Annotated in this window: 17 protein-coding genes; 5 read left to right on the top strand and 12 right to left on the bottom strand. The window is 63.9% G+C overall.

Features of this window, described 5'->3' with window-relative positions; genetic code table 11:
- Positions 1 to 14: 14 nt before the first annotated feature.
- Both HZR81_RS00560 and HZR81_RS00555 read right to left on the bottom strand, forming a co-directional pair.
- Positions 15 to 1004 carry a GlxA family transcriptional regulator gene (locus tag HZR81_RS00560; RefSeq protein ID WP_500127053.1) on the bottom strand — a complete coding sequence of 330 codons (990 nt, stop codon included), beginning with the start codon at positions 1002 to 1004 and terminating at the stop codon, positions 15 to 17.
- Between the two features lie 154 nt (positions 1005 to 1158).
- Positions 1159 to 1965 carry an AraC family transcriptional regulator gene (locus tag HZR81_RS00555; protein ID WP_500127052.1) on the bottom strand — a complete coding sequence of 269 codons (807 nt, stop codon included), beginning with the start codon at positions 1963 to 1965 and terminating at the stop codon, positions 1159 to 1161.
- A gap of 93 nt (positions 1966 to 2058) precedes the next feature.
- On the opposite strand from HZR81_RS00555, the gene HZR81_RS00550 reads away from it, so the two are divergent.
- Complete coding sequence (locus tag HZR81_RS00550) at positions 2059 to 2517, top strand: carboxymuconolactone decarboxylase family protein (RefSeq protein ID WP_500127051.1); 459 nt, start codon at positions 2059 to 2061, stop codon at positions 2515 to 2517.
- Positions 2518 to 2559: 42 nt separating this feature from the next.
- Here HZR81_RS00550 and HZR81_RS00545 read toward each other — a convergent pair whose 3' ends face one another.
- The gene (locus HZR81_RS00545) at positions 2560 to 3018 is read right to left on the bottom strand and encodes a hypothetical protein (RefSeq protein WP_270054516.1); all 459 of its coding nucleotides are present in this window, start codon (positions 3016 to 3018) and stop codon (positions 2560 to 2562) included.
- A 255-nt stretch (positions 3019 to 3273) separates the two neighbouring features.
- Between HZR81_RS00545 and HZR81_RS00540 the strand changes: the two genes are divergently transcribed.
- The gene (locus HZR81_RS00540) at positions 3274 to 4299 is read left to right on the top strand and encodes a CNNM domain-containing protein (RefSeq protein WP_500127050.1); all 1026 of its coding nucleotides are present in this window, start codon (positions 3274 to 3276) and stop codon (positions 4297 to 4299) included.
- A 90-nt stretch (positions 4300 to 4389) separates the two neighbouring features.
- On the opposite strand, the gene gloA2 is transcribed toward HZR81_RS00540, so the two are convergent.
- Positions 4390 to 4788 carry an SMU1112c/YaeR family gloxylase I-like metalloprotein gene (gloA2, locus tag HZR81_RS00535; protein ID WP_500127049.1) on the bottom strand — a complete coding sequence of 133 codons (399 nt, stop codon included), beginning with the start codon at positions 4786 to 4788 and terminating at the stop codon, positions 4390 to 4392.
- A gap of 91 nt (positions 4789 to 4879) precedes the next feature.
- Positions 4880 to 5311 (bottom strand): DUF3592 domain-containing protein, encoded by a 432-nt coding sequence (locus tag HZR81_RS00530; protein ID WP_500127048.1) that lies wholly within the window; start codon positions 5309 to 5311, stop codon positions 4880 to 4882.
- 77 nt (positions 5312 to 5388) lie between these two features.
- On the opposite strand from HZR81_RS00530, the gene HZR81_RS00525 reads away from it, so the two are divergent.
- The gene (locus tag HZR81_RS00525; protein ID WP_500127047.1) at positions 5389 to 5793 is read left to right on the top strand and encodes an SRPBCC family protein; all 405 of its coding nucleotides are present in this window, start codon (positions 5389 to 5391) and stop codon (positions 5791 to 5793) included.
- A gap of 1 nt (position 5794) precedes the next feature.
- Here HZR81_RS00525 and HZR81_RS00520 read toward each other — a convergent pair whose 3' ends face one another.
- From HZR81_RS00520 to HZR81_RS00505, 4 genes are all read right to left on the bottom strand, one after another.
- Positions 5795 to 6718, bottom strand: a complete 924-nt coding sequence (locus HZR81_RS00520; RefSeq protein WP_500127046.1) for a DMT family transporter — start codon at positions 6716 to 6718, stop codon at positions 5795 to 5797.
- Positions 6719 to 6875: 157 nt separating this feature from the next.
- Positions 6876 to 8168, bottom strand: a complete 1293-nt coding sequence (locus HZR81_RS00515; protein ID WP_500127045.1) for a PQQ-dependent sugar dehydrogenase — start codon at positions 8166 to 8168, stop codon at positions 6876 to 6878.
- Positions 8165 to 8614: a DUF2231 domain-containing protein gene (locus HZR81_RS00510; protein ID WP_500127044.1), complete on the bottom strand. Its 450-nt coding sequence runs from the start codon at positions 8612 to 8614 to the stop codon at positions 8165 to 8167. Before HZR81_RS00510 ends, HZR81_RS00515 begins: the two co-directional genes overlap by 4 nt.
- A gap of 269 nt (positions 8615 to 8883) precedes the next feature.
- Complete coding sequence (locus HZR81_RS00505; protein ID WP_133455638.1) at positions 8884 to 9264, bottom strand: hypothetical protein; 381 nt, start codon at positions 9262 to 9264, stop codon at positions 8884 to 8886.
- 216 nt (positions 9265 to 9480) lie between these two features.
- Here HZR81_RS00505 and HZR81_RS00500 point away from each other — a divergent pair, with 216 nt between their 5' ends.
- Complete coding sequence (locus HZR81_RS00500) at positions 9481 to 10872, top strand: diguanylate cyclase (RefSeq protein WP_500127043.1); 1392 nt, start codon at positions 9481 to 9483, stop codon at positions 10870 to 10872.
- Positions 10873 to 10889: 17 nt separating this feature from the next.
- Here HZR81_RS00500 and HZR81_RS00495 read toward each other — a convergent pair whose 3' ends face one another.
- On the bottom strand, positions 10890 to 11717 hold the full coding sequence (locus HZR81_RS00495; RefSeq protein ID WP_500127042.1) for an NYN domain-containing protein: 828 nt from the start codon (positions 11715 to 11717) through the stop codon (positions 10890 to 10892).
- A gap of 128 nt (positions 11718 to 11845) precedes the next feature.
- Here HZR81_RS00495 and HZR81_RS00490 point away from each other — a divergent pair, with 128 nt between their 5' ends.
- Entirely contained in the window at positions 11846 to 12574 is a 729-nt protein-coding gene (locus tag HZR81_RS00490) for a DUF1294 domain-containing protein (RefSeq protein WP_044315090.1), read from the top strand.
- A gap of 47 nt (positions 12575 to 12621) precedes the next feature.
- Here the strand turns inward: HZR81_RS00490 and HZR81_RS00485 are convergent, their stop codons facing one another.
- Complete coding sequence (locus HZR81_RS00485; protein WP_044315091.1) at positions 12622 to 12966, bottom strand: zinc ribbon domain-containing protein YjdM; 345 nt, start codon at positions 12964 to 12966, stop codon at positions 12622 to 12624.
- 116 nt (positions 12967 to 13082) lie between these two features.
- Positions 13083 to 13586 (bottom strand): acyl-CoA thioesterase, encoded by a 504-nt coding sequence (locus tag HZR81_RS00480; RefSeq protein ID WP_049325923.1) that lies wholly within the window; start codon positions 13584 to 13586, stop codon positions 13083 to 13085.
- Between the last annotated feature and the right edge of the window lie 128 nt (positions 13587 to 13714).

Raw genomic sequence — 13714 nt, 5'->3', positions numbered from 1 at the left:
TGAGGTCGGTTGCGTCAGCCGAAGCGCTGGTAGAAGTCCCGCGGGCTGACCGACAGGTGCTTCTGGAAGCTGCGCCGGAGATTTTCCGGATGGCCGAAGCCGGTCAGCCGCGCCACCGTCGCGATCGAGGCCTGGGCGTCGAGCAGCAGATTGCGCGCGGCTTCCAGGCGCACCCGTTCGATGTACTGGCCCGGGCCCATGCCGGTTTCCTGGCTGAACAGGCGGCACAGGGTGCGTGGGGTCATATGCGCCTGGGCGGCCAGCGCCTCGATGGACAGGTCGTCGCCCAGATGCCCTGGAATCCATTCCAGCAGCGCGGCGAGGCGCGCCACGTTGCCGCTCGGCGCCGCCAGCATCGGGCTGAACTGGGTCTGCCCGCCGGGCCGGCGCAGGAACATCACCAGCCGCTGGGCGACTGCCAGCGCCAGTGCGCGGCCGAGATCGGCTTCCACCAGGGCCAGCGCCAGATCGATGCCGGCGGTGACGCCCGCGGAGCTGAACAAGTGCGACGCCTGCGGATCGGTCGGGTCGTAGGTGTGCAACCGGTCGCCCTGCACCTCGATGGATGCGTACTCGCCCAGCGCCGCGAGGTCCGCCCAGTGCGTAGTCGCCTTGCGCCCGTCGAATAGCCCGGCCTCGGCCAGGATCAGCGCGCCGGAACAGACCGAGCCCAGGCGCCGCACCCTGGGTTCGGCGGCGCGCAGCCAGGCGAGCAGCGCTTGGTCGCGCCTTTGCGCATCCACGCCGACGCCACCGGGGATCAGCAGGGTATCCAGCGTGGCGGGAGCGCATTCGGTCCAGCTGGCATCCGCCACCAGCTTCAGCCCCGCCGAGGTGGCGACCGGACCGGCCCTGGTGCCCAGCAGCACCAGCTCGTAATGACGAGGCAGACCCTGGCGCTGTCGCTCGACGTTGGCCGAGGCGAACACCTGCATCGGGCCGGTAACGTCCAGGCTCATCACATCCGGGTAGATCAGGCAGGCGACGGTGCGGGTGGCGTCCATGGTGCAGCTCTCGGAGTGGATGGCTGCAGTCTGCTGCCGAGACGCCGCTGTCGCAATGACAAGGTTCCCACGGATCTTGCCAATGCATGCCACGGCTTGGTCATCCGCGACCCGCATCGCTGCTGCAGATGGCCTCTGGGTGGCTACCTGGGCTTCAGGCGTTGCTGCTCTTGATCCGCGACCGATACTGCCCCGGCGTCATGCCGACGACCGTCTTGAAGTCATGAATGAGGTGCGCCTGGTCGCTGTAACCACAGCTCAATGCGGTATCGAGTAGCGGCTGGCCGGTGCGCAGTTGGTTGCGCACCAGCGCCACCCGCTGGATGCGACTGAACTGCTTGGGCGTCATTCCTTCCTGGTGGCGGAACAGGCGCTCCAGCTGACGCTGGCCGAGCGGCACGCTCTGCAGCAGATCGGCCAGGCGGCCCCGGCCTTCGCTGGCGGCGATTCGGTTGAGCAGCTGCTGTACCGGGTTGCGGCGTGCCTGGGTTTCCTCGAGACGGCGGAGCAGTTCGCGTTCGATCAATGCCTGCTGCGCGCCGCGTTCCAGCTCGGCCAGCTGATCGACCAGGTGCGCGAGTCCGAGCCTGGGCCAGTCCGCGTCGTGGAATCCCGTCAGCTCGTCGAGGCCAATACCGAACATGGCGGCGCCCATGCCGGGCCGAAAACGCACGCCCATCATCCTGACCCGGCCGACCAGCTGCAGGCGCGTGCTGGCCAGCTGCGGCCCGGCGATCAGGGCCCGCCGGCCACGCTGGGTGCCATCGAAGTTCAGCGGATCGGCGAAGTTGAAGATCACGCCGCTGCCGCCGTCCGGGTGCAGCAGCTGCTCGTCGTAGGCCTGCGAGCCGTCGCCATCCATCCACCAGAAACGCTGCACGTACGCGGCCAGCGCCGGGATCGGCGGGTGGGTGACGAAACCCTGCAGACAGGGCAGGCGGGCGTGGAGGGACTCGGTCATGACGGGCCGCTTGCAAGATGTCGAAAATCTACAATAGTGCAGCATGGCGGCTGCGTAGCCTTGGTTGCACATTCAAACCGAGGAGTGACCCCCATGCGCATGAACTACCAGGCCGCCGCCCCCGATGTGATGACCGCGATGATCGGGCTGGAAACCTACCTGGCGCGGCAGAGTCGCCGCGAGGACGGCGTCGACAAGCCGCTGATGGAATTGATCAAGATCCGCGTCTCGCAGATCAACGGGTGCGCCTACTGCCTCGACATGCACACCAAGGACGCCCGTGCCCTGGGTGAAACCGAGCAGCGTATCTATGCGCTAAGTGCTTGGCGCGAAACGCCGTTCTTCAGTGATCGCGAGCGTGCCGCGCTGGCCTGGGCCGAGGCCAATACCCTGCTGCCGCAGGGCGTGTCGCAGCAGCTGTTCGAGGAGGTGCGTGAGTATTTTTCCGAATCCCAGCTCGCCAACCTGACCCTGGCCATCGCCACCATCAACGCCTGGAACCGCTTTGGCGTGTCCTTCGCGCCGGTGCCGGGCAGCTATCAGCCCGGCTGAGCCAAGCGTAACCGCCTGGCCTGTTGGCCGGGTGGTTCCGCTTCAGGGTTGCAGTTCCTGATTACCCATGGCGCAGAAGCTCTGCGCCCGCCGTGCCATCGGCAGCGCGCGCAGCTGGGACATGCATTGCGCCTGGCTGGGCGTGCGCACCACACGGAGCTTGGCGTCGTCGTTCACCTGGATCAGGTACGGCTTGTTGTAGCGTGGGCCGTCGTGCCAGCTGCTGAAGCGCTGCTCGCTGTAGGTGCAGTGATAGCGCATATGCCCGGAGAAGCCCTTGATCCGGTCGCGGCGGAAGATGTGATGGTATTGCTGCCAGTCACGCTTGCTCTGGCCGTCGCGCACCGCGTCGAGGCAGCCCTGCAACTCAGTGATATCCGGTTCGTGGAGAAAGATGCTCTGTGCCAGGCTGGAGCCGTCCAGTTGCATCGTCGCCACCAGGTAGACCTGCCGCTCGGCCGCCTGAGCCGGAAGCGCCAGCGACAATCCCAGCGCCAACATCCCTGTTCTGATCACTCGCAGTACTCCTGAGGTCCGCTTATTCGAGCGCCGCACCCTAGCCGAGGTCAAACGGCGGAACAAGCCGATGGGCGAAAAGTCACCCCGGGCGCGACCTGAACTCCGTCGGTAGCAGCAGTCAAATCGATGTAATCGGCAGATCATCGCGCGGGGAAATGAAATGTTGCATGCGCCTTCGTACTGGTCGGGCGGCTTTGCGGTAAATTGGCTTGCCTTTGGCAACGTAACCACCCTTACATGACCCTCCTGATAGCGTTCGCTGTCATATCCATCCTCGTTTCATTCATCTGTTCGATCCTCGAAGCTGCATTGCTTTCGCTGACACCCAGCTTCATCGCGCACCAGAAAGCCGTCAGACCCAAGCTCTACGAGCGCCTGAAACGCTTGAAGGACAATGTCGACCAGCCGCTTGCGGCGATCCTCACGCTGAACACCGTCGCCCACACTGTCGGCGCCACCGGAGTCGGCGCCCAGGTCACCGTGGTCTTTGGCAACGGCTACGTTGGTATCGCCTCGGCTGTCATGACGGTGCTGATCCTGGTGCTCTCGGAAATCCTGCCCAAGACCATCGGAGCCCGTTACTGGCGCACGCTCGCGCCGTACCTGCCGCCGTTGCTGAACGGCATGATCCTGATGCTCAAACCGTTCATCTACCTGTCCGACCTGATCATGCGGGCGGTCGGCGGCAAGGAGCCGGAGCACGACATCCGTCAGGAGATCAAGGCGCTGACGGTACTCGGCCGCGAGAACAGGAGCCTCGACGAGGACGAATTGCGCGTCATCAGGAACATCCTCGACTTGCACGAGATCAAGGTGCGCGACGTGATGACACCGCGCACCGTCTGCGACTACACGTCGCCGGAGACCAGCATCGGTGCGTTCAAGGAACAGGTCGCTAACAGCCAGTTCTCGCGCTACCCGGTGATTGGCGACAACGAGAGCCCGCTGGGTGTGGTGTTCCGCTATGACGCCCTGTCGGCGGCCGACGACGAAGCGCCGGTGTCGACGATCATGAAATCGATGAAAGTCGCACCGGAAATGACCAGCGTGGAAAATCTCATGACCCAGCTGCTGCACGAGCGCCAGCACATGTGCCTGGTCTACGACGAATTCGGCAGCTGGCGAGGCCTGGTGACGCTGGAAGACATCATGGAAACCATCATCGGCCAGCCGATCATGGACGAAACGGACGACATCCCGAACATGCGCCGCTTCGCCAAGCGCCGCTGGGATCATCGCATCAAGCGCGCCCGCGAGAGCTGAGCGGCAATGCGGGGCGGGCCTGCCGCTCCGCAGGTGTCCTCTCGGTGACCGCAGGGCCTGATCGTTCCGAGGCGCACGAAGCGCATCGCATCAATCGCCGGAAGGGGCGGCCTCGTACAGTTCCAGCGGCAAGCCGTCCGGGTCCGCGAAGAAGGTGAACCGGCGGCCGGTGTATTCGTCTGTCCGAATTGGCTCCACCGCAACGCCCTGACGCTCCAACCACGTCTTGCACTGCGCGACGTCATCCACCGCAAAGGCCAGATGCCGCAATCCTTGCGCTTCCGGGCGCGAGGGGCGAGGCGGGGCGTCGGGAAACGAAAACAGCTCGATCTGCCCACCGTCCGGCAAGGCCAAGTCGAGCTTGTAGGACTGTCGCGACTCCCGGTAGTGCTCGGCGACCACCGCAAGGCCCAGCGTCTCGGTATAGAAGCGCTTCGAGACGGCATAGTCGGAGCAGATGATCGCGGCGTGGTGGATGGAGCGGAGCATCGGCGGACCTGTGAGATGGTTGGATAGCACGTCGGTTTTGCGGCGGTGCTTGAAGGTAAGGGACAGCGGTTTGTCTGCCTCTTTGAAACGGTCAGGCGACTGCCGAGCGGTGTCTATGCTGTCGCAGGAAACGGCCCGTTGCCATGGCCAGGAGAGCAAGTGCGGCCAAGACGCCTAAGCCGGCGCTGCGAGGATAGATATCGTCGACTCGCTTGATTCGGCCGATGTTTGGCGACGTTTGCGAAACCAGCGCTGTCACCGACTGCCCCTCGCGCCACGCCGGCACGCCGAAGAACTGGCTTTCGAATCGGTAGTGCTCGCCGTTCAAGTAGTGCTCGACCACTGCATGGATATTGCTCGAATACTGGCGCCCATCGCCTCGACTGATGCGCTCGCTGCGAATGGCGACGATCTTTGCCTGCGCCTCGACGAAGCCTTCGACGAAGGCCTGTTCACGCACCAAGTTGTAAATGCTCGCGCCGAACAGGAGCAGAACGAACGCAATAGGAAGGGTCTTGAGCATGCTCGATTCAGGGCTCGTGGTCGGGCTGTGTGTCGGGTACAACTGCCGACGGGAAATTATCATCGGGGGCCTGATCCATGCACCACCACGTCCGCCATATCAGCATCTTCATCGCCCGTGATCCGGGACAGGTGTATGCGTTCGCCGCCGACCCGCGCAATCTTCCGCAGTGGGCGGCGGGGCTGGCGCGTTCCGAGGTCACGCAGCAGGGCGATGCATGGGTGGCTGACGCGCCTTTTGGAAAAGTGAGGATTCGCTTCGCACCGCCGAATGCGCTCGGGGAGATGGACCACGAAGTCGAACTGGAGTCGGGTTCGATAGTTCGCAACCCCATGCGGGTCATGCCGTGTAGCGGCGGGTCTGAGTTCGTTTTCACGCTGTTCCGCCAACCGGACATGAGCGATGAGCAATTTGCGATGGACGCTCAGGCGGTGGCGGCGGACCTGCAGCGGCTCAAGAATCTGCTTGAGCAAGCGCGATAAGTTAATTCGGATTTCTCGAATGGACGCCCAGCGCCGTGACCGTCAGCAGAATCAGCGCCATGCCCAGGACCTGCATGGCGGCCAGGCTTTCATCTAGCACCACGACGCTGAAGAGCGAGGCGGTCACCGGTTCGACCATGGCCAGGATGGACGCTGCCGCGGGCGCGGTATGCTTGAGCCCGACGATGTACAAGACGAACGATAGCCCGCCACCGAGTACGCCTAATGTGACGAACAGCGGCCAGCTTGAGGTGCCCAGCACGGCCAAAGTCTGCTCCGCATCGCTCAGCCCGAGCAATATCGCCACCAGCACCGCGAAGGCGATCACCAGAATCGCCTGAGGGCTGCCATGGGGGGCCGCATACTTGAAGGCGAAGATGAAAACGGCGTACGACACGCCGGAAAGCAGTCCTGCACCCACCGCCAGCAGTGTGATGTCGCCCGCTCCGACGTCGTAGATGCCGGTCAGCAGAATGACGCCAAGCGTCACCAGCGCGATAGCCGTCCACTTGAATGCGCTGGGCCGCTCCAGCCGAAACGCGAACGAGACGAGATAGACGAACACCGGCGCGGAGTACATGAGTGTCGCCGCCACGGCCACGCTGCCCTCGGCGATGCTGAGAAAATAGAACGAGAAATTGCCTGCCACGGCCGCCCCGGCGACTGCCGACCAGAGCCACAGTCGCCCGTTCATTAGACCGCTGCCAGCCGGGCGCAAGGCAAGCCAGAGAAACACGACTAGCAGCCCGATCGCGCCGCGGGAGAGCGAGACCACGATCGGGCTCCAGCCCTCGGCGGTCAGAACACCGCCGATTCCGCCCGACAGCCCCCAGCACAATGCCGCGAGTACGACGAATAGCCCGCCGAGGCTTTGCGTCTTGCCTGATGGGTGTTTCACGTTGGGTCGCGGCGGCTGCTGCGCCATTTGCCCCGCCCGTTATGCCTGCAACGTCGCTGGCCTTTCTTCATGAAGTCACCGCCGCCCGCCTGTTCCGCGCCTCTAGGGGCTGTCGAGCGAAGAACGGCCCACAGCCCTCCCAGCGGCTGTAGTCAAGCTGTCGGGAGGGTTGGGGCGCTGCTGGTCATTGGATGCGTGTCACGCGCCAGACGATGTTGGCCAGATCATCCGCGACGATCAGCGCACCGCTGGGGTCGACGGTCACACCGACCGGGCGGCCGCGGGTCTTGCCGTCCTCGCGGAAGCCGGTCACGAAGTCGATGGGTTCGCCGGCCGGGCGGCCATCGCGGAACGGCACGAAGATCACCTTGTAGCCGGACGGATCTTCCCGGTTCCAGCTGCCGTGCTCGCCGACGAACGCGCCTTCGGCGAATTGCTCACCCATGACTTCCGAGGAGAAATCCAGGCCCAGCGCGGCGACGTGGGCGCCCAGTGCGTAGTCCGGCGTGATCGCCTGCTTGACCTTGTCCGGGTCCTGCGGACGCACGCGGTCGTCGACGTTCTGCCCCCAGTAGCTGTAGGGCCAGCCATAGAAACCGCCTTCCTGCACCGAGGTCAGGTAGTCCGGCACCAGGTTTTCACCCAGCTCGTCGCGCTCGTTCACCACCGACCATAACTGGTCCGTGCCGGGTAATATGGCAAGGGCCGTGGGGTTGCGCAGGCCGGTTGCGTATGGCTTGTAGGCGCCGGTCTCGGTGTTGATTTGCCAGACCATGGCGCGGTCGACCTCGGCTTCCATCCCGCGCTCGGTGATGTTGCTGTTCGAGCCGATGCCGACGTAGAGGTACTGGCCATCTGGGCTGATGGTCATCGCCTTGGTCCAGTGGTGGTTGATCTCCGAGGGCAGGTCGATGATCTTCGTCGGTGGGCCGCTGGCTTCGGTCTGGCCTTCCTGGTAGTCGAAGCGCACCAGTGCGTCCTGATTGGCGACGTACAGCGTGCCGTCGTGGAACGCCAGTCCGTAGGGCGCGTTAAGGTCCTCGGCGAACACCTTTTGCAGCTCGTAGGTACCGTCGCGGTCGGCGTCGCGCAGGAGCGTCAGGCGATTGCCACTTTTCACCGAGGTGACGCCTTTGGCCTTGATATAGCCGGCAATCACGTCCTTGGGCTTGAGCTTGGGCGCATTGCCGCCTCGGCCTTCCGCCACGAGGATGTCACCGTTGGGTAGCACCAGCGTCTGCCGTGGAATCTGCAGGTCAGTGGCAATGGCGCTGACGCTGTAGCCGTCCGGTACCGTCGGCATCGCATCGCCCCAGGGAGCCGGGTCGGCGATCGTCATGCTCGGCAGCAGCCCGCGCTCGGGCTCCGGCAGTTTGGGGTTGGCGCCGTAGCGGCTGGCAGCGTCCTGTTCGTTGCCACCGCAGGCGCTCAGCAACACGGCGATGGTCAGTACGGAGAGGGCATGGGTGTGCTTCATGCTTCACCTCCGTCGCGCAGATTGGAAAGGCCAACCCATGCGGCGGCGCAGGCCAGCAGGGTGACGATCACCGATAGCACCAGGCCGGTCGGCATGACCGCCCAGGCATCCTTGGCGTGCTGCAGTGCGTTGATGAAACCAAGCACCCAAGCCACGGCGAGCAACAACAGATAAATCAAAGGTCGGCCTGTTCTATGCCTGGCCTTGACCAGATTGGCGATGGCGAACAGCACCGACAGCCCGCAGAACACCAGCGCGCCGGCGATCAGCCACGAGGCGAAGTTGGCCCACTGGATCTCATAGCTGCGGAAGTAGGCGATGTCGCTCAGCAGCGCGCCAAGAAACAGGGGGACGGCCCCGGCCAGCAGCGTCGCATGCAGCGGGCCGGGCACATGGCGGGAAACGCTGTGGGTGGTTTCGGTGGTGCGGTGGGTAATAACGGTCACGAGGAACTCCTCATCGCTTCGGATCGGACCCGCCCAGCACGATGGTCTGGCTGCCCGGGTCGCTCTGACGGTGCTTAAGAGGGGATCGCATCATTGGCCTGTTAGTTCACCACCAATGGCCGAGCGGGCAACCCGGCGTTCTGGCAGGACGGCAAAACAAACGAGCCAAGTGCTATGCGCTGCGCGTGCTATGCGTCGTTGGAGGCGAACGGTGGCCCGTCAAACACGATTCGCAAAACCTGCGCCGGGCATCGCTGAGCTGGTTGGCGTCACTGTGTCGGGGCGAGTTCGCTCGAGCGGCAGGTGATTTCCGCATAGGGCTCGTCCGGTGAGTATTCGCCTGGAACCCGCTCGGTGCGCTGGGTATTTGGCGCGACGGTGAAAACCGGCGACGCCGAGGTATCCGAGCGCGCGTCATTCGGTACATGGAACTCGCAGGTAATCTGCCCGCCGGTACGGTTCATCACCTTCACTGCCCGCACTCCAAGCAGTTCACCTTCGACGCCTTCGGATTTGGCCGGCACGCCCATCGGACTGATCTCCACATCGAGACCGTTGAGGTGGCTGACCACTTCCGGCGGCGGCGTTTGGGCGAAGACCAGCGGGGCGAGGAGTGCCAGGCCGCCGGCGAGGAATGAATGCTTGCTCATGGGAACCTCCACTATCTGCAGCCCTTTAGAAGGGCTTGCCACGGGTCGGTTCGATCGCTGCGTCAGTCAATGGTTGCAAATGATTAAAGGCGTCAAAAAATTGGTTGGCACGATTTATGATGGCTCAAAGCCATGATGTCTATTGCCGCGCCGGTTGTGCCGTGTTGAACTCCAGCCGTGCCAAGGTTGCGTGCGGTCCTTGCGAGGGTGGCTCAAGTGACAAGGTTTCTGTGCATCGCGTTGTTCGCCCTGTCAGGCACGGTATCGGCTTCGGTCGATGTGACGCTCGACCTGAGCGCTGTCGAGCGCGACTGGCTGGCCGACAACCGCTCGGTCAGCATCTGTGTCGATCCGGACTGGCTGCCGTTCGAGATGCTCAACGCCCGTGGTGAGCACGAAGGAATCGCTGCCGACCTGCTGCGTCTCGTGGCGCAACGGGCGGGCCTGCAACTTGATATCGTGTCGACCAGCGACTGGGGCCAGTCGGTGGCATTCTCCCAGGCCGGCCGCTGTCAGCTGCTCAGCTTTCTCAACCAGACGCCTGCGCGTGATGCCTGGCTGATCTTCACCCAGCCGTTGTTCACCGACGCCAATGTGGTGATCGCACGGGAAGACCACCCGTACGTGGCCGATCTGTCCGCCTTGGAAAACGCAACGGTGGCGCTGCCGTCCGGCACGTTCATCGAGGAAAGCGTTCGGCGGGATTTCCCCCAGCTGCGCGTCATCATCACCGACACCGACGCCGAGGCGCTGGCGTTGGTAAACGAGCGCAAAGCCGATCTGACCATACGGTCGCTGACCGTGGCTGCCTACACCATGCGCCGCGAGGGCTGGTTCAACCTGAAAATCGCCGGACAGCTGGCGAGTCTCGATAACCAGTTTCGCATCGGTGTGCTGAAGAGCGAACCTGTGCTGCGCGGCATTCTGGACAAGGCGATTGCGACCATTACGCCGTGGGAGCTGAACCAGATCGCCAACCGGCATGCGCCGATTCGCATCGAGTCGGGTACCGACTACCGGCTGGTCGTGCAGATCGTGGTGGTTTTCTCGGTGATGCTGCTGACCAGCCTGTACTGGATCGGGCGGCTACGGAGGCTGAACGAGCAGCTGCAGATCAAATCGCAGACCGATGCTCTCACCGGCTTGGCCAATCGTGCCGAACTCGACCGGCGCTTCGCCAGGGCGCTGGAGCAGGCGCGGCGTTACAACCGGCCGCTGTCGATCGTCATGCTGGATATCGATCACTTCAAGAGCATAAACGACGAGTTCGGTCATCAGACTGGGGACCGCGTTCTCAAGGAATTCGCCGACCTGCTGGTATCTGGTCTGCGCGGCAGTGACGCCGTCGGCCGCTGGGGTGGCGAGGAGTTTCTGCTGCTGTGTCCGGAAACCAATGGTCAGCAGGCGCTGGCGTTCGCCGAGCGCCTCTGTGAACAGTCGCGGACATCCATGTTCAGCACTGGCCGCGGTCAGACCCTCAGCGCCGGGGTTGCCGAGCTAGGGCCGGTGGACACTGCCGATAGCCTGCTACGGCGTGCGGACGCTGCGCTCTACCGCGCCAAGCACGACGGTCGTGATCGCGTCTGCTGGCTGGCGTCGGACGAGTAGCCGGGCCGCTTCGCCGTTCAGTGCTTGCCGGCCTTGCGCAAGCGGACGTAGAGATCCTTGCCGCCGGTGGCGCTGCTGCCGCGTGACTCCAGGTCGAAGCGTTTGGGCTGGCCGGCGATCAGGTCGCTGAGCTTCTTGCAGCCATACAGGCGCGGATCGAAGGCCGGGCGCAGCTTGCTGATGTTCTGCCCGAGCGTGCCGAGCTGAATCCAGTCGTCCTCCTCGGTCAGGTCGTCGAGAATCTTGGCGATGAAGTCCACCGGCACCGCCTGGCATTTGATGGTGTCGCCCTTGTCGCCTGTTTTCGGCGGCTTGCTGCTTTCTTCTACCTGTGCGGCGGCCGCGGCGAGCTTTTCCGTCGACGGCTCGGCAGCGACCTTGGTGGCGTCGGCGCGCAGGATCTCGGTATAGATGAACTTGTCGCACGCCGAGACGAATGGCGAGGGCGTCTTCTGTTCGCCGAAGCCATACACCGTCAGGCCTTCCTCGCGGATGCGTGCGGCCAGGCGGGTGAAGTCGCTGTCGCTGGAAACCAGGCAGAAGCCGTCGAAGCGCCGGGTGTAGAGCAGGTCCATGGCGTCGATGATCAGCGAACTGTCAGTGGCGTTCTTGCCGGAGGTGTAGGCGAACTGCTGGATCGGCTGGATCGAGTGGTCGAGCAGCACTCTCTTCCAGCTGCCGAGGTTGGGCTTGGTCCAGTCGCCATAGATGCGCTTGACGCTGGCGACGCCGTACTTGGCGATCTCCTCGAACAGGCCTTCGACGATGGCCGCCGGCGCGTTGTCCGCGTCGATCAGGACCGCGAGGTGTTTCTGCTTGTTCGCACTGCTGGGCTTGCTGGCCATGGTTCATCCCTGGGCTGATGATCGCCTGACCATAACGCCGACCGCCATGCCGTGGCCATAGCGGCGTGCTGCCAACGCATGCCGAGCTCGGTTAGCATGCGCGGCTTTGATCACATGGATTGCGGTGCATGGAACAGCGAGGCACGCTGAAAAGCTGGAACGACCAGAAGGGCTTCGGCTTCATTCGCCCGGAGCAGGGCGGTGAGGATGTCTTCGCGCATATCTCGGCCGTGCATGGTGAGCGCCGGCCGCTGGTGGGCGACCGGGTGCTCTACGTGGCCGGGCGCGACCCTCAGGGCCGCTTGCGCGCCGAGCATCTGCGGCTGGATGCGCCGCTGACGCTGGATCAGCCGGCGATTCGCCAGCGGCCGGGCAGTCAGCGGCAGAAGAGCGATCCTCAGGACCGCCCGCGCGCCACGGCGCGTGCCGCCGGCAAGCCAGCGCGGCAGCTGGTCGCCGGTAACATTCAGCGGCTTCCGCTCAAGCTGGTGCTGTTCGCGCTGCTCTGCCTGCTGCCGCTGGCGGGCAGCCTCCTGCGCCTCGGGGCGGTGTTGCCGTTGGCAATCTACGCCCTCGCCAGCCTGCTGACCTTCTTCCTCTACTGGCGTGACAAGCACAGCGCGCTGAAGGATCGCTGGCGCACGCCGGAAACCACGCTGCATTTCTTCGAGCTGGCTGGCGGCTGGCCGGGTGCGCTCGTCGCGCAGCAGGTGTTTCGCCACAAGACCCGCAAGCTGAGCTATCAGCTGGCGTTCTGGTTGATCGTGGTGCTGCACCAGGCGTTCTGGATCGATCTGCTGTTCATCGGCAGCGGCTTTACCCGCGAGCGGCTGGATTGGTTGTTGCGCTTGATCTGAAACGCGAAAGCCCGGCGAATGCCGGGCTTTCGGACGAGCATCGCGGCTCAGACTTTTCTGACGAACTCGGACTTCAGCTTCATCGCTCCGATGCCATCGATCTTGCAGTCGATGTCGTGGTCGCCATCGACCAGGCGGATGTTCTTCACCTTGGTGCCGACCTTGACCACCAGCGACGAGCCCTTGACCTTGAGGTCCTTGATCACCGTGACGGTGTCGCCGTCCTGCAGGGTGTTGCCCACCGAGTCCTTGATCACCTTGTCGCCTTCGCCCGCGGCCGCTGCGCTTTCAGTGGCGGACCACTCATGGCCGCACTCCGGGCAGACCAGCATCTGGCCGTCTTCGTAGGTGTATTCGGAATTGCATTTGGGGCAGGGGGGCAGCGTGCTCACGGCGGGTCCTTCAGTGGAGGTGCGGAAAGCCGTGCATTGTATAAGGTTTTGTTACAAATCGGGGGCTGCGGGACTCCGGCGCCGCCGAAGACCCGCTGTGCCGTCGAGGGCGATGTCTAATTCACCGCGGCGAGGCGCTCGCTGCCTGCGCGCAGTTCGCTGTAGCGGTGTTCCAGCTCACGACGGATCTCGCGGCGCTGGTACGCCTGGGCGAAGCGGCGTTGCTGTTCCGCTGTCTTCGGATTCAGCGGCGGTACCGGTACCGGTTTGCCGTCCTCGCCGAGGGCGACCATGGTGAAGAAGCAGCTGTTGGTGTGACGCACGGTCTTCGAGCGGATGTCTTCGGTTACGACCTTGATGCCGATTTCCATCGAGGTGGTGCCGGTGTAGTTGACCGAGGCGAGGAAGGTGACCAGCTCGCCGACATGCACCGGCTGGCGGAACACCACCTGGTCCACCGAGAGGGTGACGACGTACTGCCCGGCATAGCGGCTGGCGCAGGCATAGGCGACTTCGTCGAGGTACTTGAGCAGCGTGCCGCCATGTACGTTGCCGGAGAAATTGGCTTTGTCCGGCGTCATCAGCACGGTCATGGTCAGCTCTGCATGTCCATCTAGCATGGGGGTTACGGCTCCTCGGTGGTGAAGGGTTGCTACTTTAGTCGAATGCCTCCTTCCTGTCTGGACTATCTGGCAAAACGCTTCATCGTTTTTTTCTATCGTCAATGCGGCAAAGGCGCGCACTGTTC

The sequence above is a fragment of the Pseudomonas sp. LM13 genome (assembly GCF_041381355.1).
Taxonomy (GTDB): Bacteria; Pseudomonadota; Gammaproteobacteria; order Pseudomonadales; family Pseudomonadaceae; genus Stutzerimonas; species Stutzerimonas frequens.
The sequence above is the reverse complement of the archived record's forward strand: the minus strand, read 5'-3'. Positions and strand labels throughout refer to the sequence as shown.

Coding starts and splice junctions, on each gene's coding strand:
- HZR81_RS00560 (WP_500127053.1), bottom strand. CDS start 1,004: ATGGACGCCACCCGCACCGTCGCCTGCCTGATCTACCCGGATGTGATG.
- HZR81_RS00555 (WP_500127052.1), bottom strand. CDS start 1,965: ATGACCGAGTCCCTCCACGCCCGCCTGCCCTGTCTGCAGGGTTTCGTC.
- HZR81_RS00550 (WP_500127051.1), top strand. CDS start 2,059: ATGCGCATGAACTACCAGGCCGCCGCCCCCGATGTGATGACCGCGATG.
- HZR81_RS00545 (WP_270054516.1), bottom strand. CDS start 3,018: ATGTTGGCGCTGGGATTGTCGCTGGCGCTTCCGGCTCAGGCGGCCGAG.
- HZR81_RS00540 (WP_500127050.1), top strand. CDS start 3,274: ATGACCCTCCTGATAGCGTTCGCTGTCATATCCATCCTCGTTTCATTC.
- gloA2 (WP_500127049.1), bottom strand. CDS start 4,788: ATGCTCCGCTCCATCCACCACGCCGCGATCATCTGCTCCGACTATGCC.
- HZR81_RS00530 (WP_500127048.1), bottom strand. CDS start 5,311: ATGCTCAAGACCCTTCCTATTGCGTTCGTTCTGCTCCTGTTCGGCGCG.
- HZR81_RS00525 (WP_500127047.1), top strand. CDS start 5,389: ATGCACCACCACGTCCGCCATATCAGCATCTTCATCGCCCGTGATCCG.
- HZR81_RS00520 (WP_500127046.1), bottom strand. CDS start 6,718: ATGGCGCAGCAGCCGCCGCGACCCAACGTGAAACACCCATCAGGCAAG.
- HZR81_RS00515 (WP_500127045.1), bottom strand. CDS start 8,168: ATGAAGCACACCCATGCCCTCTCCGTACTGACCATCGCCGTGTTGCTG.
- HZR81_RS00505 (WP_133455638.1), bottom strand. CDS start 9,264: ATGAGCAAGCATTCATTCCTCGCCGGCGGCCTGGCACTCCTCGCCCCG.
- HZR81_RS00495 (WP_500127042.1), bottom strand. CDS start 11,717: ATGGCCAGCAAGCCCAGCAGTGCGAACAAGCAGAAACACCTCGCGGTC.
- HZR81_RS00490 (WP_044315090.1), top strand. CDS start 11,846: ATGGAACAGCGAGGCACGCTGAAAAGCTGGAACGACCAGAAGGGCTTC.
- HZR81_RS00480 (WP_049325923.1), bottom strand. CDS start 13,586: ATGCTAGATGGACATGCAGAGCTGACCATGACCGTGCTGATGACGCCG.